25 protein-coding genes are annotated in these 26463 nt (G+C 29.9%); 13 read left to right on the top strand and 12 right to left on the bottom strand.

All coding sequences use genetic code 11. The features are described from left to right. From pta to KV700_RS04310, 6 genes are all read right to left on the bottom strand, one after another. Positions 1 to 2094, bottom strand: coding sequence for a phosphate acetyltransferase (gene pta, locus KV700_RS04335; protein WP_218599314.1), 2094 nt, complete (start codon positions 2092 to 2094; stop codon positions 1 to 3). 235 nt (positions 2095 to 2329) lie between these two features. Then, complete coding sequence (locus tag KV700_RS04330) at positions 2330 to 3529, bottom strand: OmpA family protein (RefSeq protein ID WP_218599313.1); 1200 nt, start codon at positions 3527 to 3529, stop codon at positions 2330 to 2332. A 51-nt stretch (positions 3530 to 3580) separates the two neighbouring features. After that, positions 3581 to 5209 carry an acyl-CoA carboxylase subunit beta gene (locus KV700_RS04325; RefSeq protein WP_218599312.1) on the bottom strand — a complete coding sequence of 543 codons (1629 nt, stop codon included), beginning with the start codon at positions 5207 to 5209 and terminating at the stop codon, positions 3581 to 3583. 199 nt (positions 5210 to 5408) lie between these two features. Next, positions 5409 to 6254, bottom strand: coding sequence for an ABC transporter permease (locus tag KV700_RS04320; protein WP_166382201.1), 846 nt, complete (start codon positions 6252 to 6254; stop codon positions 5409 to 5411). A 104-nt stretch (positions 6255 to 6358) separates the two neighbouring features. Continuing rightward, a complete protein-coding gene (locus tag KV700_RS04315; RefSeq protein WP_166382204.1) occupies positions 6359 to 7255 on the bottom strand; it encodes an ABC transporter ATP-binding protein in 897 nt (298 codons plus the stop codon). Positions 7256 to 7431: 176 nt separating this feature from the next. Beyond that, a complete protein-coding gene (locus KV700_RS04310; RefSeq protein WP_218599311.1) occupies positions 7432 to 7935 on the bottom strand; it encodes a plasmid pRiA4b ORF-3 family protein in 504 nt (167 codons plus the stop codon). Positions 7936 to 8006: 71 nt separating this feature from the next. Between KV700_RS04310 and KV700_RS04305 the strand changes: the two genes are divergently transcribed. Next, complete coding sequence (locus KV700_RS04305; protein ID WP_166382208.1) at positions 8007 to 8423, top strand: PaaI family thioesterase; 417 nt, start codon at positions 8007 to 8009, stop codon at positions 8421 to 8423. A gap of 13 nt (positions 8424 to 8436) precedes the next feature. Continuing rightward, positions 8437 to 9486, top strand: a complete 1050-nt coding sequence (locus tag KV700_RS04300) for a chorismate-binding protein (protein WP_254712967.1) — start codon at positions 8437 to 8439, stop codon at positions 9484 to 9486. A 191-nt stretch (positions 9487 to 9677) separates the two neighbouring features. On the opposite strand, the gene KV700_RS04295 is transcribed toward KV700_RS04300, so the two are convergent. Further along, positions 9678 to 10055, bottom strand: coding sequence for a PUR family DNA/RNA-binding protein (locus KV700_RS04295; RefSeq protein WP_166382210.1), 378 nt, complete (start codon positions 10053 to 10055; stop codon positions 9678 to 9680). A gap of 81 nt (positions 10056 to 10136) precedes the next feature. Next, positions 10137 to 11891 carry an ABC transporter ATP-binding protein gene (locus KV700_RS04290; protein WP_218599310.1) on the bottom strand — a complete coding sequence of 585 codons (1755 nt, stop codon included), beginning with the start codon at positions 11889 to 11891 and terminating at the stop codon, positions 10137 to 10139. Positions 11892 to 12085: 194 nt separating this feature from the next. Here KV700_RS04290 and nusB point away from each other — a divergent pair, with 194 nt between their 5' ends. The 9 genes from nusB (at position 12086) to KV700_RS04245 (ending at position 19072) form a co-directional block, all read left to right on the top strand. Further along, the gene (gene nusB, locus KV700_RS04285; protein ID WP_218599309.1) at positions 12086 to 13024 is read left to right on the top strand and encodes a transcription antitermination factor NusB; all 939 of its coding nucleotides are present in this window, start codon (positions 12086 to 12088) and stop codon (positions 13022 to 13024) included. A 51-nt stretch (positions 13025 to 13075) separates the two neighbouring features. Next, positions 13076 to 13540, top strand: a complete 465-nt coding sequence (locus tag KV700_RS04280) for a DUF1573 domain-containing protein (RefSeq protein WP_166382216.1) — start codon at positions 13076 to 13078, stop codon at positions 13538 to 13540. A 5-nt stretch (positions 13541 to 13545) separates the two neighbouring features. Next, positions 13546 to 13866 (top strand): preprotein translocase subunit YajC, encoded by a 321-nt coding sequence (gene yajC, locus KV700_RS04275; RefSeq protein WP_218599308.1) that lies wholly within the window; start codon positions 13546 to 13548, stop codon positions 13864 to 13866. A gap of 105 nt (positions 13867 to 13971) precedes the next feature. After that, positions 13972 to 14910, top strand: coding sequence for a CdaR family protein (locus KV700_RS04270; RefSeq protein WP_218599307.1), 939 nt, complete (start codon positions 13972 to 13974; stop codon positions 14908 to 14910). A gap of 1 nt (position 14911) precedes the next feature. After that, on the top strand, positions 14912 to 15508 hold the full coding sequence (coaE, locus tag KV700_RS04265; protein WP_166382220.1) for a dephospho-CoA kinase: 597 nt from the start codon (positions 14912 to 14914) through the stop codon (positions 15506 to 15508). 103 nt (positions 15509 to 15611) lie between these two features. After that, complete coding sequence (locus KV700_RS04260; RefSeq protein WP_166382221.1) at positions 15612 to 17180, top strand: sensor histidine kinase KdpD; 1569 nt, start codon at positions 15612 to 15614, stop codon at positions 17178 to 17180. Between the two features lie 10 nt (positions 17181 to 17190). Beyond that, positions 17191 to 17892: a response regulator transcription factor gene (locus KV700_RS04255; protein ID WP_166382222.1), complete on the top strand. Its 702-nt coding sequence runs from the start codon at positions 17191 to 17193 to the stop codon at positions 17890 to 17892. Positions 17893 to 17963: 71 nt separating this feature from the next. Beyond that, positions 17964 to 18584, top strand: a complete 621-nt coding sequence (locus KV700_RS04250) for an L-threonylcarbamoyladenylate synthase (RefSeq protein WP_218599814.1) — start codon at positions 17964 to 17966, stop codon at positions 18582 to 18584. Next, positions 18584 to 19072, top strand: a complete 489-nt coding sequence (locus tag KV700_RS04245) for an SRPBCC family protein (protein WP_218599306.1) — start codon at positions 18584 to 18586, stop codon at positions 19070 to 19072. Before KV700_RS04250 ends, KV700_RS04245 begins: the two co-directional genes overlap by 1 nt. Here the strand turns inward: KV700_RS04245 and KV700_RS04240 are convergent. Together KV700_RS04240 and KV700_RS04235 are read right to left on the bottom strand one after the other, a co-directional pair. Then, positions 19064 to 20062: a glycosyltransferase family 2 protein gene (locus KV700_RS04240; RefSeq protein ID WP_218599305.1), complete on the bottom strand. Its 999-nt coding sequence runs from the start codon at positions 20060 to 20062 to the stop codon at positions 19064 to 19066. The genes KV700_RS04245 and KV700_RS04240 overlap by 9 nt on opposite strands. 155 nt (positions 20063 to 20217) lie before the next feature. After that, the gene (locus tag KV700_RS04235) at positions 20218 to 20661 is read right to left on the bottom strand and encodes a type I restriction enzyme HsdR N-terminal domain-containing protein (protein WP_218599304.1); all 444 of its coding nucleotides are present in this window, start codon (positions 20659 to 20661) and stop codon (positions 20218 to 20220) included. Positions 20662 to 20678: 17 nt separating this feature from the next. Here KV700_RS04235 and holA point away from each other — a divergent pair, with 17 nt between their 5' ends. Further along, on the top strand, positions 20679 to 21680 hold the full coding sequence (holA, locus tag KV700_RS04230; protein WP_165730646.1) for a DNA polymerase III subunit delta: 1002 nt from the start codon (positions 20679 to 20681) through the stop codon (positions 21678 to 21680). A 1-nt stretch (position 21681) separates the two neighbouring features. After that, positions 21682 to 22134 (top strand): DUF1569 domain-containing protein, encoded by a 453-nt coding sequence (locus tag KV700_RS04225; protein ID WP_218599303.1) that lies wholly within the window; start codon positions 21682 to 21684, stop codon positions 22132 to 22134. A gap of 177 nt (positions 22135 to 22311) precedes the next feature. Here the strand turns inward: KV700_RS04225 and KV700_RS04220 are convergent, their stop codons facing one another. Further along, entirely contained in the window at positions 22312 to 25077 is a 2766-nt protein-coding gene (locus tag KV700_RS04220; RefSeq protein WP_218599302.1) for an alpha-amylase family glycosyl hydrolase, read from the bottom strand. A 67-nt stretch (positions 25078 to 25144) separates the two neighbouring features. Further along, positions 25145 to 26461 (bottom strand): SusE domain-containing protein, encoded by a 1317-nt coding sequence (locus KV700_RS04215; RefSeq protein WP_218599301.1) that lies wholly within the window; start codon positions 26459 to 26461, stop codon positions 25145 to 25147. Positions 26462 to 26463 lie beyond the last annotated feature (2 nt).

Below are 26463 nucleotides of genomic sequence, written 5' to 3'. Positions count from 1 at the left end.
TTATCCTTGGTGTGCTTGTATTGCTGTTAATAAAACGGTGTTAAAAATATCTTCTACAGTACAACCTCTACTTAAATCGTTTACGGGTTTGTTTAAGCCTTGTAACATTGGTCCAATTGCCAAAGCTCCTGTTTCTCTTTGTATAGCTTTGTAAGTATTGTTTCCTGTATTTAAATCTGGGAAAATTAATACAGATGCTTGTCCTGCTACTTCAGATTCAGGCATCTTTGTTTTTGCCACAGACATATCTACAGCTGCATCATATTGTATTGGACCTTCAATTTTTAATTCTGGATGTAAGCGTCTCACTATTTCTGTTGCTTTTCTTACTTTTTCTACTTCTTCTCCTTTTCCAGAACTTCCAGAAGAATAAGACAACATGGCAATTTTTGCTTCTATACCAAAAGCTTCTGCAGATTGAGCAGAAGAGATTGCAATTTCTGCTAATTGTTCTGCATTAGGGTTTGGGTTTACAGCACAATCTCCCATTACAGAAACTCGGTCTGATAAACACATAAAAAATACAGAAGAAACTACAGATACCCCTGGTTTTGTTTTAATTAACTGTAAAGATGGTTTTATGGTGTGCATGGTTGTATGCACAGCACCAGACACCATTCCGTCTGCCAAACCATTCATAATCATTAAGGTTCCGTAATAAGAAACATCGTTTACTAAATCTTCGGCCATGGTTTCTGTCATGCCTTTATGTTTACGAGCTTCATATAATGTTTTTATAAAAGCATTATTATGAATTGAGTCTTCTGGGTTTAGAATGTTTATTTTATCTAGATCTATTTGCAATCCTATTTGATCACATTTATACTGAATTACATTTCTATCTCCTAGTAATGTTAAATCTACAATGTCTAATAATTGCAAACGAGCAGCTGCAGTAATAATTCTTTCATCATCACCCTCTGGTAAAACAATATGTTTTTTATAAGCTCTTGCTTTTTGCAGAAGATTGTATTGAAACATACTAGGTGTTAATTTTACGGAATGGTAAGAGGTAAGTGTATTTGTTAACCCTTCTGCGTTTACATACGTATCAAAAGTGTCTAGAGATAGTAATATTTTTTTGTTGTGGCTTGCGTAAATTTTAGATTTTACAGCTCCAATTTTATTAGAAATACCAAAAGTACCTCCTTCTACAGAAATAATAGGCACGGTAGATTGTACACCTTCAATTAGCTTGGTAATTGATTCTTCTGGTAATAAAGATCCTGTTAAAACAATACCTGCAATTTTAGGATAATTAGTAGAAGCATTTGCTTGTAGAGCTCCCAATATAATATCTGCTCTGTCACCAGGAGTAACTACTAAAGCATTTTCTCTAATTCTTGTTAAATAGTTACGCAGTTGCATAGCACCAGTACTATAACTACCAATTGCATTGTCTAGAAATTGTTCTCCAAATAACACTTTACCTTCTAAAGCTTGTAAGACTTCTCTAACGGTTGGGTATGCTAAAAAATCTACTTTAGGTATTACGTTTATTTGTAAATTTTCTGGAAAACTTTTTTCTAATTCTTGTTGAATATAATCTACTTCATCAACTTCTATTTTATTAGCAATAATACCAATAACATCTACCTCTTTTTTGATAAAGGATTTATAGGTAAGTTGCATGGTGTTAACAAAATCTTTCTTTTTCTTGCCATTACCAGAACCCACTATTAATGCAGGAATACCTAAATTTTTGGCAATCATTAAATTTACATCTAATTCTGTAAAACCACCTTCACCAGAAAAGTCTGTACCTTCTACCAGCACATAATCATATTTAGCTTCTAGCTTTTTATATTTTTTAATTACTTTATGAATAACATCATCTGTTTTACCTTCACTTAATAGTTCTACAACTTCATTGTGTTTATAAGCATAACAGTCATCATAATCGATATCTAAATTAAAAAAGTTGATAGCAGTATTGGTGTGATCATCAAATTTACTGTCTTTTACTTCGTTGATAATAGGTCTAAAATATCCTACTTTAGATGATTTGGTTAACATCATTCTTAAAAGACCTAATGATACCAAAGATTTACCACTGTCAGATTCAATTGCGGCAATATATATAGCTTTACTCATTGTTTTTATTAATTGTTACGCAAAAATATAGTTTAGAAATATTATTATTTATGATAATAATCATTAATTAAATTTCTTAATTTTTAATAATAAATAGAGCTCTTTTCTTGAGCCTAAAAAAAGAGCTCTTGTAATAGTAAAACTCATATATTAAAATTAATTAATATGTGAGCTATTAAGATGTTTCTCTATTTTAAAAAACGATTACTAATTTATTTTTTTGAAGGTCTTTTCTTTATTTCTTTACAAAAGCAACACGTCTGTTGTTTGCTTTCTCTTCAGGAGTACTATTACTATTTAAAGCTTCTGCTTTTCCTTTACCAATAACGGTTAATCTTTCTGTCTTTATTCCTTGCTCTACAATAGCTTGTTTTACTGCATTTGCTCTTTCTTCAGATAATTTTAAATTAATAGCATCTGCGCCTTCATTATCAGTATAACCAACAATATCAAAATTCCAATCAGAATTATCTTTTAAAATTGATACTATTTTGTTAATAATTCCTAAAGAAGGTTTCTTAATTTTAGCTTTTCCGCTGTCGAAGATAATTCCGTTAGTTACGTATTTTCCTTCGGTAATAATTCTCTTATACATTTCTCCACCTCCATGAGCAATTCTAACATTTTTTAAAGCAATATAGGGATGCGCTTTCTTACTTCTAGTAAGGCAAATTAGTTCTAAACCAAAAACGGTTGGTTTTACATCAAAATTTGGTAAGTTAGAAATTCTTTTAGAGTCGTAATACATTTTGTACTTTCCCTTATAATAAGATATTGAAATATGATGCCATTCATTTTGAGCGCCAATTGCAATGTTTTCAATTTTAAATTCGCTATTAGATGCCCAACCAAGTAATTTATCTGAATTTACATTAAACCTAACTTGTACGTCTTCGTACTGAAACTTAGGTGTAAAATGTATGTTTTGACTCATCCACCAAATTTTTTCTTGTCTAAAATTAGGTATTAAAAGATCATATTCTATGGTAAATTCATCACCTAGATAATCTGTACTTTTCATTAACGGAGTAATTGTGTTTCCGTCTTTAGACATTAAAATTATTACTTTTTCTCCATTTAATCTAGCTACTTCAGCGCTTCCTTTTATCAAGTCCCAACGAGCAGGGAATTCGCCAATTTCTTCTGTTTTTAAATCATCATAAAAGATAACATCTTCTCCAGGTACAAAACGAAAGTTTCTCCATAAGTTAGGTGTATCATTACTGACTAATTCACTATCTTCATCATCATTTTCTATGCTCTCATTATCTGCAGTGGTTTCTCCGTTAATCGTTTTATCAATTTTGTCTTCTGCACCTTTTACAAGTGCATCTTCAGCTTTCTTTTTAAGTCTTTTCCATAATTGAGCTTCACTATTTTCTGTAAAAGCAAAAATCATTAGTAATGTTAAAAATAAGGTTGTAGTTTTCTTCATATTCAATTTATAGTTGTTTTTTTTTAAAATCAGTCAAAATTACACAAAAAACTACACTTGTAGAATTCCCATATTAAATTGTTTTGTAATAGGAGCGTGGTTTGCGGCTTCAATTCCCATAGAAATCCAATCTCTAGTTTTTAACGGGTTAATTACAGCGTCTGTCCAGATTCTGGCAGCGGCATAATAAGGTGAAATTTGCTTGTCATAACGCGATTTTATTTTATCGAATAGCTCAGCTTCTTTTTCTGGTGTTATTTCTTCTCCACGTTTTTTAAGTGATGCCGTTTCTATTTGTAATAATACTTTAGCGGCAGAGTTACCACTCATAACAGCTAATTCTGCACTTGGCCACGCAACAATTAACCTTGGGTCGTATGCTTTACCACACATGGCATAATTTCCTGCTCCGTAAGAATTACCAATAACAATGGTGAATTTTGGCACTACAGAATTACTTACTGCATTTACCATTTTGGCACCATCTTTTATAATTCCGCCATGTTCAGATTTAGAGCCCACCATAAAACCGGTAACATCTTGTAAGAAAACCAACGGTATTTTTTTCTGATTACAATTGGCAATAAAACGGGTAGCTTTATCTGCGGAATCGTTATAAATAACACCTCCAAATTGCATTTCTCCCTTTTGTGTTTTTACTAATTTTCGTTGATTGGCAACAATACCTACTGCCCAACCATCAATACGTGCATAACCGGTTAAAATGGTTTTTCCGTAGCCTTCTTTGTATTGTTCAAATTCAGAATTATCTACCAAACGCTTTATGATTTCTAACATATCATATTGCGCGTTTCTTTCCTTCGGAAGGATTCCGAAAATATCATCTTCATTTTCTTTTGGCGGAAAAGCTTCAGTTTTACTAAAACCTGCTTTGTCATAATCACCAATTTTATCAATAATGAACTTTATTTTATCAAGCGCGTCTTTATCGTCTTTTGCTTTGTAATCTGTAACTCCAGATATTTCGCAATGTGTAGTTGCCCCACCTAAAGTTTCATTGTCTATAGATTCGCCAATAGCGGCTTTTACTAAATAACTTCCGGCAAGAAAAATACTGGCAGTTTTATCTACAATCAAAGCTTCATCACTCATAATTGGTAAGTACGCACCACCTGCAACACAGCTTCCCATAACGGCAGAAATTTGTGTAATTCCCATACTACTCATAATGGCGTTATTTCTAAAAATACGACCAAAATGTTCTTTGTCTGGAAAAATTTCATCCTGCAAAGGCAGATAAACACCCGCAGAATCTACTAAGTAAATAATTGGCAATCTATTTTCTATGGATATTTCTTGAGCACGTAAATTCTTTTTTCCTGTAATAGGGAACCAAGCACCTGCTTTTACAGTAGCATCGTTTGCAACAACAATACATTGTTTTCCTTTTACGTATCCCATTTTTACAACTACACCTCCAGAAGGGCACCCTCCATGTTCTGCATACATATCTTCACCAGCAAAAGCTCCAATTTCTATAGATTTAGAATTGCTATCTAAAAGATAATCAACTCTTTCTCTTGCCGTCATTTTGCCCTTTTCATGCAGTTTGTCAATTCTTTTTTGACCACCACCTAATTTTACTTTGGCAAATCTTCTTTTTAGATCTGATGCTAACAATTTATTATAATCTTCGTTTTTATTGAAGTTTAAATCCATAGAATTTTATTTCTTAATTTGTGCTAATTTAAGAAATATTCTTATGATTAAAAATGATAAAAAAAAAGGTTGTTTAAAAAGTATTAAATCATGTTATAGAACACTTGTTTCAGCAGAATAACTAACTGTAATGACAGTGTTATAAATTTATTTATCTGATAATGTTATTTTTAGTATTACCAAATATGTTTAAAAAGTATTATAAGTCTCTCTTTTTTAACAAAGCATAAGAAAGATAAATAAATATGAACGACCAGAAACAAACAATTAATATTGAAGAAAAATGGACATCGTAGCTTTTTGTGAAATTTTCTCCTATTTGGCTGGCTACAGACCTTACAGCACCTAACCTAGAAAATGGCTCTTTTATTAAGTTAGATATAGACTCTAAAGGTAAAAATTGCATAATAGCATCTACAGATTCGGTTGTTTTATCTGCACCTCTAAAAGTCCAAAATAGATAGCCTTTAAACATACTTTCTATGATAAGCCAAACTACCATGGCCCCAACAGCAAAGGCAGATCGTTTTACTAAAATTCCAAAAAATAACCCCATAGAAAAGAAACCAATTAATTTTATAAAGAAAGCTAATAAGTAGATTAAATCTGTTGTAATTATTGAAAATTCATTGTAGTCTGAATAGACCAATCCTAAAATTAAAGAAACTACAAATACAAAAATAGTTGAAATTAAAGCAAATACAACTACAGTATAAAACTTAGAGAGTATAAATTCTTTTTTACTTAAACCATCAATTAAATTTTGCTTTAAGGTTTTATAACTATATTCATTAGCCATCATAGAAACAATAACTAAGAGCAAGAAAAACTTTAAAATAGAAGCCATATAGGTGTTAAAATGCCAGATGTATGGAAAATTAAAAATACCCATATCTGCTAAATGGAATTTAATTGGTCCAATATCAAATTTTATGGCAGCAATTAATGCAATAGAGGTAAGTAAACCAAAGTAAATAAGGGATAATACTTTACTGGCACTGTTGTGTTTTAATTTATGAAATTCTATAGTTAGTAGTCTTAACATTTTTTAAGATGTATTTAAAGTTGTTATTTTTAGTTGATGGAATACAAGGAATGTATAATTATTTTTTCTTGGTGAACTCTGCGTATTCCTTTGTGTCTCTGCGGTTAATTTTTAGTTAAATCTAAAAATTGTTGCTCTAAACTAGGTTTGCGTTTAACTAAATGAGATAAAAGAATTCCTTTTTTAAATAGAAATTCATTTATTTCTGTTGCTGAAATTTCGCTGTTTAAAGTAGCTATTATCGTTTCGTGATCTTTACTTATTTTACCAATTGCAGGATGTTCTTCTAAAAGAGCCATTAATTTATCTTCGTTCGTTTCTACTTTTAGTTCGAACAAACCATTAGAAGCTGTCATTTCATCTACACGACCAGCATATAATTTTACACCATTTCTAATTACAACCACATGAGAGCATACTTTTTCTACTTCGTCTAATAGGTGAGAAGCTAATAAAATTGTAGTTCCGTTTGCAGCAATATTTTGTATAATCTGACGAATTTCATGAATTCCTTGTGGATCTAAACCATTTGTAGGTTCATCTAAAATTAAAATTTCAGGATCATTTAATAGGGCAGAAGCAATAGCCAAACGCTGCTTCATCCCTAAAGAAAACGTACTAAACTTGCTATCTCTTCTGTCGAAAAGGTTAACTGTTGTAAGTTTCTCGTTAATTTTTTCTGTTGATATTTCTTTTATCTTACAAATTAAAGCTAGGTTTTGAGTAGCCGTCATGTAAGGATAAAAATTAGGTCGCTCTATAATTGCACCTACTTTTTTTAAGGCTTGATGTGTAGTTAGTTTTCCGTTAAACCAAGAAAACTCTCCAGAAGTTCTGTTTACAACATTTAAAATAATACCTAAAGTGGTAGATTTTCCACTTCCGTTAGGACCTAAAATTCCGTAGACATTTCCTCTCTCTATATCAAAAGAAAGATTGTTTACTGCGTGAACTTTTCCGTATTTTTTATCGAGATTTTTGAGTGATAAGATAGTTTCCAAAGAAATTGATTTAGTCGATTATATTTGTAAGACGACCAAATTACAATTTTGTTACAACAAATAAGTCAGCAGTTTTAAGTTGGCTGTAATCAGTCAAGTTCAGAATGGAAATAATTGACTTAAATATAATTACTAACGACTTAAAAAATTACTGTAAATTGTTACTGAATACTAAATTAATATTCAGTAAAATCGTAATCATCATCAAAATGACCAAATTCATCATCAATATCTTCTTCGTCACCAAAACCATCATCTAATTTTTCTGCAACAAATTCTTTTTCAGGAGCTTCACTTGGTATTTCTCCAACAGTTAAAATAATTTGGGGTAAATCTTCTTTTTTGTCAGCCGAAACCTCAATAACTTCAACGTAGAAAGTCCACATTTTTAAGAAATCGTACACATAAATTAGTTTATCACCTTCCTCTGGTAAAGTTTCATTTAAAATACAAGTTTTCATAGAAATACCTTCGCCAATCTCTTCCATATTAAACAACGGAATCTCTTCTCCCTGCTCCCATTCATCATCAGTTCTATAAAAAGAAGCCATTTCTCTACCTCCAAAACCAAAGGCTTTAGCAATTGTGGCATGTAAATCTTCTAAGTTTAAGTTGTTGTCAACCAAAATAGTTCTGATTACATCTTCTTTTGTGTCTAAAATTACGCGTATTTTGTACATGAAATGGATTAATTTTTCTGCTGCAAAAATACAAAATTTTATATGTACTTTTACCATATAATTAGAATGATATGGATACAGTTGCAATTTTAAAAGCGTTTAATGAGAGTTCTAAAAACACATTAATGGAAACTCTTGATATTGAATATGTTGCTCTTGGTGATGATTTTTTAACAGCAAAAATGCCTGTTAATTCTAGGGTGCATCAGCCTTACGGACAATTACATGGTGGTGCAACGGCGGCTTTAGCGGAAAGTGTTGGTAGTGCAGCTTCTAACTTTTTTATAGATAGTAAAACCCAGTTTGTAAACGGAATTCAATTATCTATAAACCATATAAAAAGCAAGCTAGAAGGCACTGTTTATGCAACAGCAACTAATATTCATAAAGGTAGAACAACGCATTTATGGGAAGTTAAAATTGTTGATGAAAATGGCGATTTAATTTCAGTTGCTAAAATGACCAACATTGTTTTAACAAAGAAATAAAAAAACCAACACATTGAATATTCTTTTTAATAAAATTGAAGAAAATTACAAAAGACATATCCCTTTTGTAGCGTATAGAAAACCGAATACAGAATCCGTAAATGGATTTTTTATGAAGGATGATCAACTTTGTTTCACAACCAAATTTACAGAAACAGGATTTGTTTTTGCTCCTTTTAATTCTGAAGAAAAAGCTGTTTTATTTCCTTCTGAAAATGCAGATTTTATCAGTGAAAATATTTTAATGGAAGAAAATTTTTCTTTGAATGAACATTTTTCTGATGCTATTAATACTGATAAAGAAAAACATCTTCACTTGGTAGAAAAAGCGCTAGATGAAATAAATAATAACGAGCTTATTAAAGTAGTTGTTTCAAGAAAAGAAGAGGTTTTGTTAGATGAGTTTGATGTCCTTCTTACTTTTAATAAATTATTAAAAACATACACAAATGCATTTGTATATGTTTGGTTTCATCCAAAAGTTGGTTTGTGGTTTGGTGCCACCCCTGAAACACTTTTAAATATTAGCGGAAACACTTTTAAAACGATGTCTTTAGCAGGGACTCAGGTTTTTGAAGGTTCTGATGAGGTTGTTTGGAAAAATAAAGAATTAGAAGAGCAGCAGTTGGTTACTGATTTTATTGAGAGTCAATTAAAACCAATTTCTAGCAATCTTAAAGTAAATAAGAAAGAAACTGTAAAAGCAGGGAATTTGTTACATTTAAGAAGTAAGATAGAAGGGGAGTTAAATAATGGCTCTAATTTAAAAGCATTAATTAGAGGTTTGCATCCAACACCTGCTGTTTGTGGTTTGCCAAGAGAAAATGCTGAGGAATTTATTAATAGAAATGAAAACTATAAAAGAACATTTTATAGTGGTTTTTTAGGCGAATTAAACATTGCAAATAAAAGTTCATCGCTTTTTGTGAATTTAAGATGTATGAGTGTAGCAGATAAAACAGCTTCTATTTATGTTGGTGGCGGAATTACAAAAGATAGCTCAGCAAAAAAAGAGTGGGAAGAAACCGTTGCTAAAACAAAGACGATAAAGAAAGTACTTTAATTTATAAATTAAGGTTGCCTTTTAGGGATAAATACAACCAGAAAAGAAAATTTAGAGTAAAAAAATAAAAAACCGCAAATAGTAAATTTGCGGTTTTTTTGTGTAAACTTGAATTAAAATATCTTTAACATATTTTTTTGTTCCTATTTTAGTCTGCTCAATTAAGGGAATACAAAAACAGTCTGTAATTATTATATATCTTCAAAAGAAACATCTGTAAAACTCTCTGTAGATTTAACTTCATCAGTAGTTTCAGTTCCTTCTTCCTTTTTAAAATCTTTTTGGTGACGCTCACTAATTACTTCGCTACCTTTTTCATTTAAAATGTAATCGGTTGCTTTACCTAACATTTCTTGAAAATCTGTAAAATCTTCTTTATATAAGTAAATTTTGTGTTTTTGGTAATGGAAAGATCCATCATCATGTGTAAACTTTTTGCTCTCGGTAACAGTTAAGTAGTAATCATCTGCTTTTGTTGCTCTTACATCAAAAAAGTAAGTTCTTCTTCCTGCTCTTAATACTTGTGAAAAAATTTCCTCCTGTTCAACTCTCTCTGCTCTCTCTGCCATAATTCTTGTAAAATAGTAATTATAATATTTTTTTTATACTTAACAAATCTAACAAAATATTTTATGTAGCAAGGTTAAAGATTAAATTTCTTTTTCTAAAAGTTGTTGGTCATACAAATCTTTGTAGTAACCGTCTATGGTTATTAGTTGATTATGAGTTCCTTGTTGTATGATTTCTCCTTGGTCTAAAACAATAATTTTATCGGCATTTTTGGCCGAAGAGATTCTGTGACTAATTATAAAAGTGGTAATATTTTTAGATATTCTTTCTAAATTAGAAAGGATTTTTTCTTCAGTTTCTGTGTCTACAGCAGACAAACAATCATCAAAAATTAAAATTTTAGGTTTTTTAATAATTGCTCTAGCAATAGAAACACGCTGCTTTTGTCCGCCAGAAAGCGTTACACCACGTTCTCCTAAAACTGTTTTGTATCCGTTAGGGAAATCGATTATGTTTTTATGTACATCTGCATTTTTAGCTGCAGCAATAATCTCTTCCTCTGTGGCATCTTCTTTACCAAATTTAATATTGTCTTCTATACTTTCAGAAAATAAAAATGGATCTTGAGGTACAAAACCAATCTGACTTCTAACAGCATCTAAATTAGCTTCTTTTATAGGGATGTCGTCTAATAAAATAGTTCCAACTTTTGTGTCGTACAACCTAGAAATTAATTCTATAATGGTAGATTTTCCAGACCCTGTTTTACCTAAAATAGCAATTGTTTCTCCAGATTTAACAGAGATGTTAATGTTTTTTAGAGCCGTTATATTGGTGTCATCATACGTAAAAGTAACATCTTTAAACGTAATATTTCCTTTTAATTCTATTGGTAAATTGCTGCTATTTTGTATTTCTGGTACATGTTGTAAAAACTCATTAATTCTAGCTTGTGAAGCTTCTGCTTGCTGCACCATAGAAGTAACCCAGCCTACAACAGCTACTGGCCAAGTTAAAATATTTACATAGAGCATAAACTCTATAATGGTACCTATTTGTATTTCATTTGCAATATATAATTGACCTCCAACATATAATACCAACAAGTTGCTAATACCAATTAAAAAGACCATCAACGGAAAAAATAATGCATTTGCTTTTTGCAGATGTATGTTCTTTTCCTTGCTTTCATCTGCAATTTCATCAAAGTCTTTTATTATTGATGCTTCAATTCCGTAAGATTTAACCACATTAATTCCTGAGAAAAACTCTTGGTTAAAAGTGGTTAATTTTGATAAATATTGCTGAACAATTGTACTTCTTTTATGTATTACTTTACTTAAAACAAATATTGAAATCGATAATAAAGGAAAAGGAATTAGAGTGTACATGGTTAGCTTCACATCAATATTCATCATCTGTGTAAAACCAACAAACAGCAAAACGATCATATTAATGGTATACATAACAGCAGGCCCTACATACATTCTTACTTTAGAAACATCTTCAGAAATACGATTCATTAAATCTCCTGTTCTGTTTTTTTTGTAGAAATTAAGTGACAACCTCTGGTATTGTTGATAAATTTCGTTTTTTAAATCGAATTCTATCAATCTAGAAGTAACAATAATAGTCTGCCTCATTAAAAAAGTAAAAAAACCAGATAATATAGCAACCCCTATAATAAGAAGTACATTTATTAATAATTGATGCTGTACGTCTTCTAAATCAGTAACGATTCCGTTTTGGTAGTCTTCAACAATATTTAAAGAATCTCCTACTATTTGAGGAATCTTTAAAGCTAAAAATTTGGCTAAAATAGTTATTAATAAACCTATTAATAATCGCCATTTATATTTAGAAAAATATTTATTTATGTGTCTTAGTTCCTTCAATGAATATTGAATTTTTAAAAAAATAAAATTACAATTATTATAATATCGAAAAATTATTTTTTTGTTAAAAAAGTAAAAGCGCAAAGATACAAGATTAAGGATAGAATTAATTCTTAAAAAAGAATAAAAAGGTAGTCGAATAAAAGTAAAATAACACTATTTTTGCACCCAAATTTATATAAGTTCTTTAGAAAATGATTAACAGGAGACATATTCGAGTTAAAGTGATGCAATCTGTGTACGCTATGTTACATTCTTATAATGATGATATCATTAAAGAGGAAAAATTTTTAAAACATAGTATTTTAAAAATGTACGATTTGTACGTTTTAAACCTACAGTTATTGGTAGAAGTACAGAAGTTAGCAGCTAAAAAAATAGCACTTTCTAAAAAGAAAATTCTTGCTACCAAAGAAGATTTAAACCCAAATAACAAATTTTTAAACAATAAACTGATAAATACCATCGCAGAAAGCGTAAGTATAGAAGGTTATGTTGAATTAAATGATTTAACAAATTGGGAGGAAAATGATGAGTATGTGAAAATTATTTTTGAAAAATTGCAAAATAGCGATTTGTATAAAAAATATTTAAGTACAGAAGAAGATTCCTATAAAATAGACAAATCTTTTGTAATTGATTTCTTTAAAGAAATTATTGCACCAGATGACAAATTAGGAGAATATTTTGAAGACACAATGATTTCTTGGTCAGACGATATTCCTTTTGTTAACACTTGGGTTGTAAAAACGTTAAGCAAGCAGAAAGATAATACTATTTTTGTGTTAGGTAAACTATACAAAGACAAAGATGATGAAGAGTTTGTATCTAAAATGTTTAAGAAAACAGTTTTAAATAATACAGAATACGAATCTATTATAGAAGAAAAAACACCTAACTGGGAAACAGATAGAATTGCAGACATGGATATGATTCTTATAAAAATGGCTGTTTCAGAGTTTTTAAATTTCCACTCTATACCAACCAGAGTTACTATTAATGAATATATAGAAATATCTAAAGATTATTCTACAGAAAAGAGTAGCTATTTTATTAATGGTGTCTTAGATAAAATTTCTAAGGAATTTATAGAAAGTAAAAGAATTGTTAAAATAGGTAGAGGATTACTTTAAACTATTGTTTTATATAAATTATTTATTATTTTTACTTAAAATTAAACCATAATGAAAAAAATAACAATCTTATTAGCATTTGTAGTTACAGCATCTTTCTTTACAGCTTGTAAAGATGGAGGAAATGCCGTTAAAAAAGTAAATCAAGAAAATTTAGAGAACGCTGCTTCTAGAGATATAGAAATTAAAAAAGGAACCGCTTTAATTTCATTAGATAAAACAATCTATGATTTTGGTACTGTAAATGAAGGAGACTTGGTAGAAACTACTTTTGTGGTTACCAATTCAGGTAAAACAGATTTAGTAATTACAAACGCCCAAGGTTCTTGTGGTTGTACAGTTCCTACTTGGCCAAAAGCACCAATTAAACCGGGTGAAACAGGTAACATTGATGTGAAATTTAATACAAATGGTAGACCAAATAGACAACAAAAAACAGTAACCTTAACAACAAATACAGAAGCTGGTAGGCAAGTATTAACTATTAAAGGTTCTGTAACACCAAAAGCAAAATAAAAAGTATGTATACTGTAATATTTTTACAAGAAGGAATGAGTGGTAGTTTAATGAGTATGTTGCCTTTTTTAGCAATTATTGTAGTGTTTTATTTCTTTATGATAAGACCGCAAATGAATCGTCAGAAAAAGGAAAAAGCATTTCAAGCTGAAATTAAAAAAGGCGCTAAAGTGGTTACTTCTAGTGGTATTCATGGTAAAATAGCCGAAATTAATGAAGCAGAAGGTACTATAACAATAGAGACAGGAGCAGGGAAAATTAAGTTTGAACGTTCTGCCGTTTCTATGGAATTAACAAACAAAAAATTAGCACCAGCTAAAAAATAAATAGTAGTTAATTTAAAATATTAAGTGAGCTTTGTCTTTTTAGATACAGCTCACTTTTTTGTTAACAAGCTTTTGTGTAAATTGCATTAAAATTTATTTACTACCTTGATAAAGAATAGAAAAATAGCAAAAAGTTTTATTAGTTTTTTAATTGCCTCTATTTTAATGTGGTTTTTAATTACTCTATCTAGAGAGTATACTACTAGTATCACTTTTCCTGTAAATTATAAAAATATTCCTCAAGATAAATTATTACAGAATAAGCCTATAAAAGAAATAGATATTATTGTAAAATCTACTGGTTTTAATCTTATTAGATCTGGTTTTGGAGATAAAACAATTACTTTAAATGCAAACAGTTTGCATAAAAAATCTACTGGTAGCTATTATTTTTTAACAAGAAATCAGGTTAGTACAATTCAAAAACAATTGCACTCAGGACTAGAGTTGCAAGAAATTGTTTTAGATACCATATATTTAGACATTGGTACTTTAACCTCTAAAAAAGTAGCCTTAAAACCAAATTTAGAAATTAAATATCAAATTGGCTACGATATTTTAGAACCAGTATGCGTAAAGCCAGATAGCATCTTAATTTCTGGTCCAGAAACTCAAATAAATAAAATAACATACATCGATCTAAAGTTATTAAAATTAGATAATATTCGAGAAGATTTTTCTGAAAAAATAGAAATTGTATTGCCTAAAAATTTAGGGAATATTAAGTTTACATCTAAATTTACAACCATTAGTGGTAAAGTAGAAAAGTTTACAGAAGGTACTTTAGAAGTTCCGTTTACAATAAGTAACCTTCCAAAAGGGGTAGAGTTAACAACGCTTAATAAAACTGTAGAAGTAGTTTATGTAGTAGGTCTTTCTAACTTTAATAAAATTGATAAAAACTTTTTTGAAGTAGTTTGTGATTACAATGTTTCTAAAGATAATAACCTGGGGTATTTATTACCTAAAGTAATAGGAAAACCAGATTATGTTAAAAGTTTTAAAGTGATACCTAATAAAATAGATTTTTTAATTCAGAAATAAAATGGTTGTAGGTTTAACAGGAGGTATAGGAAGCGGTAAAACGACAGTCGCTACTATTTTTGCCAAATTTAATACTGTTGCTATTTATAATGCAGATTTAGAAGCTAAAAAGTTAATGAATGCTTCTCCAATAATAAAATCTAAAATTATTGAAGAATTTGGAGTTGAATCTTACCTAGACAATCAATTAAATAGCTCTTTTATTGCCAACCTTGTTTTTAATGATAAAAGCAAATTAGCTGCGTTAAATTCTATCGTACATCCAGAGGTTAAAAAACATTTTCAAGTATTTGTAGATCAAAATGTAGACAAAGAATATGTTTTATATGAAAATGCCATTCTTTTTGAAAGTAAAAGTAATTTAAAATGCGATATTATTATTTCTGTATATGCACCTCTTAATATTAGAATAGAAAGAACAATGCAAAGAGATAACAGCTCTAAAACAGCGGTAAAAAACAGGATAAAAAACCAATGGTTAGAGGATAAAAAATTACTACAATCTAACTATGTTATTACCAATTTAAGTAAAGAAAACACTCTTTTTCAGGTTCTTAAAATCCATAATATTTTAACAAAAAAGAAGGCCTCAATTTAATTTTATTCAATAATATTGTTAAAAGACTCTTAAACTTAAAGTAAAGTTGTTAATTTAGGTTAAAAATCATAAAATCAATTTTTGAAAGCCGTAACTTTGACGTATGGGTAAGAAAATGTTTGTTCTTATTGTGGTTTTAATGAGCATTTCCTTAATAGGAATTATTGCTGTACAGGTGTTTTGGATAAACAATGCTGTAGCAAGTAAGAATGAGCAATTTAAAAATGATGTTCAAAAATCTTTGAGTAGTGTAACCCAAAGAATAAATGACAAAGAAGAAGCTTCTTTTGATAAAAAAATGGAAGGTTTCTTTGACAATGTTGGTTTGGCCAACGATGCCCAAATAAGAAATTACCTTTTTCAAGAAATAGATACCATAACTAAAGAGCGTTTTTCTATAGGAACTACTTATTTAGAAGAGAATTTTAAATTACCAACAGAATTTTTAGACAATGATTCTATCATTGTAAAGAGAGTAACGGGGAAACAAGATTTTTTTCATTCTAGATTAATTAAAGGAGTAGACAATGCTTTTTCTTCTACAGACGAAAATAGATATTCTTTCACTAAAAGATTTAAGAAAATAGAAAGTGCTTATAATTCGGCATACTTTGATGACTATAAAAAAATAACACCTCTTCATCAAAGAATAAGTAATAACGATTTAAATAATACCATTAAAGAAGAGTTAGAAAACCGAAATGTCTATTTAGATTTTAAATATGGGGTTTACAGTAAAGATGGTTTAGCTACAAAATTAAAATCAGGATATTATACAATTAACAAAAACGAAAGTTACCCATATCCACTCTTTTTTAATGCAAATGGTGAGGTAGAATATGAGTTATACGTAACTTTTCCTTCTAAAGATAAACACATACTTTCTGGGCTTTCGAGTATTTTAGTACTTTCATTGTCTTTTATTTTTATCATTATAATAGCTTTCTCTAGTTCTTTATATCAACTAATAAGACAAAAGAAAATATCAGAAATAAAAACTGATTTTATAAATAATATGACGCATGAGTTTAAAACACCAATTGCTACCATTAACCTTGCTTTAGATTCTATTAAGAACCCAAAGATTATTAATGATAACGAAAAAGTGTTACGTTATGTAAAAATGATTAGAGACGAAAATAAAAGAATGCACTCTCAAGTAGAAAACGTCTTAAGAATATCTAGATTAGAAAAAAATCAGTTAGATATTAGTAAGGAAACTATTGATATGCACGACACAATAGAAGATGCAATTACACACGTAAGTTTGCTAATTGCAGATAGAAAAGGAACCATAAATACACATTTTGAGGCAATTATTACAGAAATTCCTGGTAACGAATTTCATTTAACAAATGTAATTGTTAACATACTAGAAAATGGTTTAAAATATTCTGAAGGAGCACCAAAAATTAATGTATACACAGAAAGTGCTAACAAATTCTTTATCTTTAAAATAAAAGATGAAGGAATAGGAATGAGTAAAGCTGTTCAAAAACAAGTTTTTGATAAGTTTTATAGAGAACAAAAAGGAAACATACATGATGTAAAAGGCCATGGACTTGGTTTGGCGTATGTAAAAGAGATTGTAGAAAAACATCATGGTACTGTTTTTGTAGAAAGTGAAAAAGGAAAAGGAAGTACATTTACAGTAAAATTACCTTTAATTTAAAAACATAACAATGGGAAGTAAAAAAATTTTATTAGTTGAAGATGATCCAAATTTTGGAACAGTCTTAAAAGATTATTTAGCGTTAAATGATTACAATGTAACACATGCTAAGGATGGTATAGAGGGGTTAATCATGTTTAAAAACAGTGATTATGATTTGTGTATATTAGATGTAATGATGCCTCGTAAAGATGGTTTTTCTTTAGCACAAGACATTAGAACAACCAATAAAGAAGTACCAATTATTTTCTTAACAGCAAAAACGTTAAAAGAAGATGTTTTAAGAGGATATGCTGTTGGAGCAGATGATTACTTAAATAAACCATTTGATTCTGAAGTATTACTACATAAAATTAAAGCAATTTTACAGCGTAAGGATACAGATAAAACAGCCGAATCAGAACAATTCGAATTTGTAATTGGAGGCTTTTTCTTCAATTCTAAATTAAGACATTTGTCAGTTGGTGAAAATGGAGAACCTATAAAATTATCTCCAAAAGAAAGTAAATTGTTACGTATGTTGGCAATTCATAAAAACGATTTAATGCCAAGGGAATTAGCCTTAACAAAAATATGGAGAGATGACAATTACTTTACATCTAGAAGTATGGATGTGTATATTGCAAAACTTCGTAAGTATCTAAAACCAGATGAGCATGTAGAGATTTTAAACATACATGGAGAAGGATTTAGAATGGTAGATAAGTCTTAAAAAAAATAATTTTCCCATAAAAAAAACTCAACTTGATTGATAATCAAGTTGAGTTTTTGTATATTTATAGTATGTCAGAATTCATTAAAATATATAATGAGAACCCAAACCAAAAAGAAATCGATAAAGTTGTAGCGGTTTTAAAACGTGGCGGTTTGGTTATTTACCCCACAGATACGGTGTATGGTTTAGGGTGCGATATAACGAACAATAAAGCTTTAGAAAAAATTGCTCAGATTAAAGGAGTTAAATTAGAAAAAGCAAAATTTTCTTTTATTTGCAACAATTTAAGCCACTTATCGGATTATGTAAAGCAAATTGATAGCGCTACATTTAAAATACTTAAGAGAGCATTACCGGGTCCTTATACCTTTATTTTGCCAGGAAGTAACAACTTACCAAAAGTGTTTAAAAAGAAAAAAACGGTTGGTATTCGTATTCCAGATAACAATATTATTAGAGCCTTAGTAGAAACGTTGGGCAACCCAATTGTGTCTACCTCTATTAGAGATGAAGATGAAATCTTAGAATATACTACAGATCCAGAATTAATCTTTGAAAAATGGAGAAAGTTAGTAGATATTGTGATTGATGGAGGGTATGGAGACAATCTGGGATCTACAATTATAGATTTTACAGATGGATATCCGGAAGTAATAAGAGAAGGTAAAGGAAGTTTAGATATTTTGTAATGCCAAAAATTCAGTTAGAAACCATTATTAATATAGCAGATATTAATATTGTTTTCAATTTAATTAGAAGTATTGATTTACATAAAATTTCTACAAAAAACTCTAAAGAAGAAGCAATTTCTGGTAAAACTTCTGGTTTAATATCACTTAATGAAACAGTAACTTGGCGAGCTAAACATTTAGGCTTTACACAAGAATTAACTTCTATTATAACAGATTTTAAAGCACCAACTTTTTTTGCTGATGAAATGGTCCATGGAGCTTTTAAAAGTTTTAGACATGAACATTATCTTGAGCTAAAAGAAGAAAAAGTAATTGTAAAAGATATTTTTCATTATGTTTCTCCTCTTGGTGTTCTTGGAAAAATTGCTGATGTTATTTTCCTAAAAAGATACATGCAGCATTTTTTAATTGAAAGAAATAAGGTAATAAAAGACTATGCAGAGTCTGGTAAATGGAGAGAAGTTTTAGAAAATGAATTACTTTAGTTCGTCAAACTTTTTTCTACCCAACGCAAAGTATTGCCAAACAATACTTGTATGTAAATTGTAATCTTGTTTTTTTTGTAAAGTTCTACGCTTTTTTAAAAATTTAAAGAAATTTTTATAAAGACTTAAATGAGCTTTAACAATTGCTAAGGTATGAGTTGGTTTTAATTCTATTAGAAATTTTAAACCCGCAATTCCATCTAAAATTAAACGAGAAAAAAGAACGAACAGAAACCATCTTTTAGGAACGTTTTTTACAACATTCAGTAAGCTATTTCTAAAATTTAAATATGTTTTATGAGGATTCGTTTCTTGTAAAGTAGCTCCGCCAACATGGTATACTGTAGAAGTACCCACATATTTTATTTTGAAACCTCTATTTTGTGCTCTCCAGCATAAATCTATTTCTTCTTGATGCGCAAAATAATCTTCATCTAAACCACCTAGTTGATGAAAAACTTTAGAACGAATAAATAAACATGCACCTGATGCCCAAAAAATAGTAGCCTCATCATTAAATTGACCGTTATCTTTTTCTAATTGATTAAATATACGTCCTCTGCAATAAGGATAGCCATATAAATCTATAAAACCACCTGCAGCACCTGCATATTCAAACTTCGTTTTGTCTTTAAAATCTAATAATTTAGGTTGAATAATAGCTGTGTTTTCTTCATTTTTAAAAACAGTTTTAATCGGATCTAACCAATTTTCTGTAACCTCAACATCAGAATTTAAAAGACAGTAAATATCGGCATCAATAGATTGTAAAGCATCGTTATACCCTTTTGCATAGCCTCCGTTTGTAGTATTTTCTATAATTTTAACTGTTGCGAAATTTTCTTTTACATAAGTAATAGAAGAATCTGTAGAGGCATTATCTGCTATATAAATGTCAGCTTCTTTAGAACTAAAATTTATAACCGATGGTAAGAACTGTTCTAGCAGTTTTTGACCATTCCAATTTAATATGACGATTGCTATTTTCAAGAATGCGAATTTACTGTTTATAAGTTGTTTTTTTATATAATTTGTCTTAATAAAAGTATAAATTAAGGACGTTTATATAGATTTTTCTCTCCTTAAATAGTAGTAATATTTTGTTTTATAATTCTATATTTTTACTTTTAAAAGAAAGGTAATTGCTATTTATAATCAGGAATGTTCTTTAGAAAAATATAGGTTTCTTTTTCAAAATCCATTTTACAATAAAAGTGATCTAATCCGTTGGTAACAATTAAGTAATTGGCTTTTAACTTTAAATTATATCGTGCAATTTGATCGAAAGTATCTTGAGTTATTTTTATAGAAGGTGCTTTACACTCTACAATAATCTCATGGTTTCCTTCTTTATTAAAAACTAAAATATCCGTTCTTTTTTTACGATTATTAATGGTCAATTGTTTTTCTAAAGCAATTAAAGAAACCGGATATTTTTTTTCTTCAATTAAAAAAGAAACATAATGTTGACGTACCCATTCCTCTGGAGTTAAAACCATATATTTTTTTCTCAATTTATCAAAAATAAGCGTCTTATTTTCGCTACTTTTGAGTTTGAAATTATAAGAAGGTAGGTTAAGTTTTTGCATCAGTCAAAAGTAAGTAAATGAACGAAATAAAAGACATTGTTTCAGATATAAAGAAAGGAATTATAAAGCCAATTTATTTTTTAATGGGTGATGAGCCTTATTATATTGATAAAATTTCTGACTATATAGAAGAACATATTTTAGAGGAAGCCGAAAAAGGGTTTAATCAGCAGGTAATGTATGGTAGAGATGCAAGCATAGAAGATATTGTTTCTGCTGCAAAACGTTACCCAATGATGGCGGAAAGACAGGTGATAATTGTTAAAGAAGCACAAGATTTAAGTAGAAATATAGAAAAGTTAGTTGCGTATGCAGAGAATCCACAACCAACCACTGTCTTAGTTTTTAACTATAAATATAAAAAACTTGATAAACGTAAAAAACTGCACAAAGCAATTGCTAAAACAGGTTTAATTTATGAAAGTAAAAAACTGTATGAGAATCAGGTTTCAGATTGGATTCGTAGAGTTTTAAGTGGTAAAAAATATAAAATAGAACCCAAAGCATCTCAGATGTTAGTAGAGTTTTTAGGAACAGATTTAAGTAAGATTTCTAACGAGTTAGATAAATTAATGCTAATTCTGCCTAAAGAATCTATTATTAGTGATAAGCATATAGAAGACAATATTGGTATTTCTAAAGATTTTAATAATTTTGAATTGCGAAAAGCAGTAGGAGAGAAGGATATTGTAAAAGCTAATAGAATTATAAATTACTTTGCAGAAAACCCAAAGAATAATCCTTTGGTGATGACCATTTCTTTACTGAACGGGTATTTTACACAACTCCTTTCTTTTCATGGTTTAAAAGACAAATCTAAAAGTTCTGTAGCAAAAACATTAGGTGTTAATCCTTATTTTGTAGATGAATATTTTTTAGCCGCTAGAAATTATCCAATGCGTAAAGTGGCACAAATAATTGCTTTTTTAAGAGATGCAGACGTAAAAAGTAAAGGTGTTGGCGCAAGTCAATCTCAAAAAGATATATTAAAAGAATTATTGTTTAAAATATTACATTAAAATGAAAAATATTTTCGAGAAAGAAATTACAAACGACGTAATTAAAAGAATCAATAATTTATCGGCTACATCAAAACCAACTTGGGGAAAAATGTCTGTATCTCAAATGTTAGCGCATTGTGTTGTTACGTATGAGATGGTTTTTACAGATAAGTTTCCAAAACCAAATGTTTTTACCAGATGGATTTTAAAAATGATTGTTAAAAACATTGTAGTGTCGGAAAAACCGTTTGCTAAAAATGGAAAAACGGCATCACAATTTGTTATTTCCGATGCTAGAGAATTTGAAGCTGAAAAGAAAACTTTAGTAAATTATGTTATTAAAACCCAAGAATTAGGAGAAACTTATTTTGAGGGTAAAGACTCTAATTCTTTTGGTAAACTAACTGCGGTAGAATGGAATAACTCTTTTTACAAGCATTTAGATCATCACTTAACTCAGTTTGGAGTTTAGAATATATTAAAGTTTAAAAATAATAAGAAGCTGCCTAAAAAGTAATAAACCTTGTCATGCTGAACTTGTTTCAGCATCTTAACTTTCTGAAATTCAAACTTCAAAAGAATCTGAAATAAATTCAGATTGACAAAAATTCACTTTTTTAGACAACTTCTTGTTTATTAAAATCAAAAATTAATTTACAATCAGTTTTTTAGTTGTAGTTTCATTTTTGGCATCCTTAATTCTAATATAATAAACACCTTTTTTAAACATTGATATTTCAAAATAATTGGTGTTTATCACTTCTTTAGAAAACGATTTTACTTGTTTTCCGGTAATATCATAAATGGTAACTTCATTTGTTTTATCAGAAAGAACAAAGTGTGTTTTAGTCGGATTTGGATACAGTTTTATAGAACTTTTATCGTCTATCGTAAAATCATCCGTAGCAAGAGATGCTGGTTTATTTGCATACACTTTAAACTCACCGGGTGCTAACGAAATAGTAGTCGTTTTATTTGTAACAGAAATTGTAGCGTTATCTTCTAATAAATTATACCAAGTACCTGTTTGTTGAAAAGCAGGAGAAATACTCTGTGTAGTTACTCCAAAATTACCGATAATAGTAATGTTTTGTATACCCGACGCTGATGCATCTGATAAATGAATGGTGTTTAATCCGTTAGCATTACCAACATTTAAAGTGAAATTTGAAGTTTCAAAAATTTCATATTTCAGTTTTAATTGAATTAATTTAGACCAAGTTTCTTTTAAATTCTTTCTATTAACATTGTCTAAGTAATTCCATAAAATTGGTTTATTTCCTGTTCTACCATTTTCTTCTATAGAAATATCATACCCTAATTCTCCGAATTGCCAAATCATTTTTGGTCCAGGAACTGTAAAATAAAAAGCACCTGCTAATGCTTCTCTAACCAATGCTGTATTTAAGTCTTTAACATTATAACTTCCGCTAACGTTACCAAATTGTAGGTTTTTATACATTAAACGCTCTTCGTCATGGCTTTCCATATAGCTTACGTTTGCTGGCACAGACCAACCTCTGTTTTTGTAAGAAATCCAAGAGAAATCGGCTTCGGTTCCAAACCCCATGGTAGCTTGGTTGTATTGATGGTTATGATTACCCCAAACCATAATTCCTTTTCCTTCATTTAATTTATAATTCACCCATTCAGTTTCCTCTTCGTTGGTTCCTAAATGTTCGAAAATAATATAAAAATTAGGGTCTATTTCCCATTGATCATCAGCATATTCTTTTAAAACATCTACTCGGTCTTGCTGATATGCGTTTGTACAAGCATCTCCAGAAGCACAATTTTGAGTAAATCCTTTGGTTAAATCCCATCTAAAACCATCAATTTTATATTCGTCAATCCAATATTGAGAAACTCTTTTCACATAATCTTTTACGGCTTGTTTAGAGTGATTAAAATCGTTAAAAACACTGTACGAATGTGTTGCCGTTGGATTGAAAAAAGGGCTATCTGAATTTGCTTGTCCGCTATAACCACCATTATCTGTATTGTACATTCTGTAATACGGATTTTGACCAGAAGCATGATTAAAAGCAACATCTATAATTACTGCAATTCCTCTTTTATGGCATTCGTCTATAAATTGTTTAAAAGAAGTAGTGTTTCCATAATACTTATCTAAAGCCATGTGAAAAGAAGGATTGTAACCCCAAGATTCATTGCCATCAAATTCCATAACTGGTAAAAACTCGATGGCATTAATACCTAATTCTTCTAAATAATCTAATCTTGCTTTTACAGCATCATAAGAATGTAAGGCATCAAAATCTCTTATTAAAAGTTCATAAATAACCAAGTCTGTTTTAGCCGGTTTTGTATAAGTTGTGTTTTGCCAAACATAATCTGCATTACCAGTTCTTAATAAAGTAACTGCGTGGTTGGTTTCTCCCGTAGGGTAACTTGGTAAATTAGGGTAAGTTGTTGCGTTTATATATTGATCATTATATTCATCTAAAATTACAGTAGAGTATGGGTCTGCAACTCTTAAGTCTGCATTAATAATATATTGATATGTATAATCTGTTTGCGGAGTTAAATTTGTAAGTTCAATCCAAAAACGATCTGTAGCACTGTCTTTTTTAAGTAAATAGCCATTGTTAATTTCCCAATTATTGAAACTACCAATTAGGTGAATAAACTCTTTTTCGGGAGCATAAAAAACCAAAGTAGCTTTTGAATTGTCTGATGGGTTTAAATTAATTCCGTCTTTCATGCCTACAGGAACAGGTGCTTCTGAAACCGTTGGTTTTACAATTACTTTAAATGTTGTGCTTTTAATTTCTCCGTTATTTGTAGCTTCTAGAATAAAGGTTGTGTTTTCTGTAACGGTAGGAGTGTAGTTGTATGTTGATGTGTTATTTTGTTGATTAATAACAGTTCCATTTGCTTTTAAGCTAAAGTTTGATGATAGCGAAGTTGTTGCAGCAATTGGTAATGTTTCTCCAGAATTTAATATTGTTGTAGTGGTTGTAGGAGCATTTAAAGTTAGTTGATAAGCACCAACTTCAAAGTATTGGTCTTGAGTTTTTTTATCTCCAGAACCATCCTTAGCTTTAACTAACATACCAATACGTCCTAAACCAGTTCTGCTATAGAAAGTTGATGGTTTAAAAGTTATTGAATAAGTACCATTGCTATTGTTTGTTAGCTTTTGAGCTTCATTAGAGTTCGTCCAACTTCCATTTGTTGGAGAATCCATAGCGTTTGCATCATTGATATCATAAGACCAAGACCATAAATAGATATCTGAAATTCCCCAAGAAGCAGCTGTAATACCGGAGACCGTAATGGTTATAACATCGCTCTCGTTAAAAGTAGTAGGGGAAACAGAAAAGGTAGTATTTTGTACCTGACTATAGCTTAAAGAGGTTATTAATAATAAAAGTAGTGTAATTTTTTTCATAAGTAATCGTGTTAAAAAACAAAGACTACCGCTTTTAGGGGTAGTCTTTGTAAAGTTTTAAAAAAAATTAATTTATTGTATACGTTGGGTTTTCTGGATCAGTAAAGTTTAATACAAAAGAATATGTACCTGCAGTAGCAGGAATGTTTGCGCCATCGTCTAAAGTTCCGTCTAAACCGTCGTCACCATAACTTAGTGTCCAAGCTTCATTTGATCTAATTTTATATTCACCGTCTATAAGTGTTACGTTATTCAGGATCCAAATATCATCATTTGGTTGAGACCAATCTCTAGAGAACAAGGCATCTGGAGTATCTCCCCAATTATTATAAGCAGAACCAACAAGTCCCCAAATATGTTCTATTGGTTCTAAAGAATAAGATAAATCATTTAGGTTTACGGTAACAATATATCTACCAGCTGTAGTAGCAATATTACCACCAGCTGCATCTAAGAATCCTGCAGCACCTTCTCCGTAAGCGGTACTCCAATCATTATTCATTCTAAACTTCATTTCACCATCTAATAATTTTACAATTCCTCTAAATTGATCTGAGTAAGAATCGTAAGTAAGAGCAAAATCTGGAGTATCTCCCCAATTATTATAAGCAGAACCAATAATACCTAAAGAGAATTTTTCTAATTTATAGGTATTGCTATTTAAGTTCATGGTAATTTTATAAGCACCAGCCTCAACAGCGATGTTACTTCCACCAGCATCTAAAGTTCCGTCTGCACCGTCGTCACCAAAATTATTGATCCAATCACTGTTTTCTCTAAATTTCATTTCACCATCAATTAAAGTAACGTATGCTACTAAAACACCTGCAGTACTCGTTGTGTAGAATGGTAAGTCTGGAGTTGTACCCCAATCATTAGCAGCAGAACCAATGATTCCCCATGTAGTAGATAAGTCTAAAATACTAGAGTAAGGTGTTACATTAATTGTTTGTAAATTAGTATTAATTAACAATTGATTGCCAATAAAGCCTTGTAATTTTATAGATAAATCTGAAGCAACACTTGTTTCTGCTTCTAAAGCCAATGCAATAGAATTTAATTCTAAAGTTGTAAAAGATTTTTCTAAATTATCTCCTATTTCTATGGTTTTAGCATTACTAAAGTCTCCTGTAGCTAAATCTACTAATAATTTGTAAGTAGGTGCTGCATTAAAACCAAAATCTGGTGCTGCCCAACTTGTGTGTAAAGCAATTTCAGCCTGATTTTCCTCTAAAAGTACAATAGGTGTAGTTTCTTGAATAATCAAATCTGTGGTAGCTGCTACATCAGGGTTTATGATTACTCTGTCATTAATATCTTCACAACTGGTAAAACCAATTGATACAATAATAAGAGCGAATAATGAATTTATTATTTTTTTCATGT

Origin of the sequence: Polaribacter sp. NJDZ03 (genome assembly GCF_019263805.1) — a bacterium.
GTDB lineage: Bacteria > Bacteroidota > Bacteroidia > Flavobacteriales > Flavobacteriaceae > Polaribacter.
The sequence above is the reverse complement of the archived record's forward strand: the minus strand, read 5'-3'. Positions and strand labels throughout refer to the sequence as shown.

Coding starts and splice junctions, on each gene's coding strand:
- KV700_RS04280 (WP_166382216.1), top strand. CDS start 13,076: ATGAAAAAAATAACAATCTTATTAGCATTTGTAGTTACAGCATCTTTC.
- KV700_RS04215 (WP_218599301.1), bottom strand. CDS start 26,461: ATGAAAAAAATAATAAATTCATTATTCGCTCTTATTATTGTATCAATT.
- coaE (WP_166382220.1), top strand. CDS start 14,912: ATGGTTGTAGGTTTAACAGGAGGTATAGGAAGCGGTAAAACGACAGTC.
- KV700_RS04295 (WP_166382210.1), bottom strand. CDS start 10,055: ATGGCAGAGAGAGCAGAGAGAGTTGAACAGGAGGAAATTTTTTCACAA.
- KV700_RS04235 (WP_218599304.1), bottom strand. CDS start 20,661: ATGCAAAAACTTAACCTACCTTCTTATAATTTCAAACTCAAAAGTAGC.
- KV700_RS04225 (WP_218599303.1), top strand. CDS start 21,682: ATGAAAAATATTTTCGAGAAAGAAATTACAAACGACGTAATTAAAAGA.
- KV700_RS04330 (WP_218599313.1), bottom strand. CDS start 3,529: ATGAAGAAAACTACAACCTTATTTTTAACATTACTAATGATTTTTGCT.
- KV700_RS04245 (WP_218599306.1), top strand. CDS start 18,584: ATGCCAAAAATTCAGTTAGAAACCATTATTAATATAGCAGATATTAAT.
- KV700_RS04255 (WP_166382222.1), top strand. CDS start 17,191: ATGGGAAGTAAAAAAATTTTATTAGTTGAAGATGATCCAAATTTTGGA.
- KV700_RS04250 (WP_218599814.1), top strand. CDS start 17,964: ATGTCAGAATTCATTAAAATATATAATGAGAACCCAAACCAAAAAGAA.
- nusB (WP_218599309.1), top strand. CDS start 12,086: ATGATTAACAGGAGACATATTCGAGTTAAAGTGATGCAATCTGTGTAC.
- KV700_RS04260 (WP_166382221.1), top strand. CDS start 15,612: ATGGGTAAGAAAATGTTTGTTCTTATTGTGGTTTTAATGAGCATTTCC.
- KV700_RS04325 (WP_218599312.1), bottom strand. CDS start 5,209: ATGGATTTAAACTTCAATAAAAACGAAGATTATAATAAATTGTTAGCA.
- holA (WP_165730646.1), top strand. CDS start 20,679: ATGAACGAAATAAAAGACATTGTTTCAGATATAAAGAAAGGAATTATA.
- KV700_RS04305 (WP_166382208.1), top strand. CDS start 8,007: ATGGATACAGTTGCAATTTTAAAAGCGTTTAATGAGAGTTCTAAAAAC.
- KV700_RS04320 (WP_166382201.1), bottom strand. CDS start 6,254: ATGTTAAGACTACTAACTATAGAATTTCATAAATTAAAACACAACAGT.
- KV700_RS04310 (WP_218599311.1), bottom strand. CDS start 7,935: ATGTACAAAATACGCGTAATTTTAGACACAAAAGAAGATGTAATCAGA.
- pta (WP_218599314.1), bottom strand. CDS start 2,094: ATGAGTAAAGCTATATATATTGCCGCAATTGAATCTGACAGTGGTAAA.
- KV700_RS04220 (WP_218599302.1), bottom strand. CDS start 25,077: ATGAAAAAAATTACACTACTTTTATTATTAATAACCTCTTTAAGCTAT.
- yajC (WP_218599308.1), top strand. CDS start 13,546: ATGTATACTGTAATATTTTTACAAGAAGGAATGAGTGGTAGTTTAATG.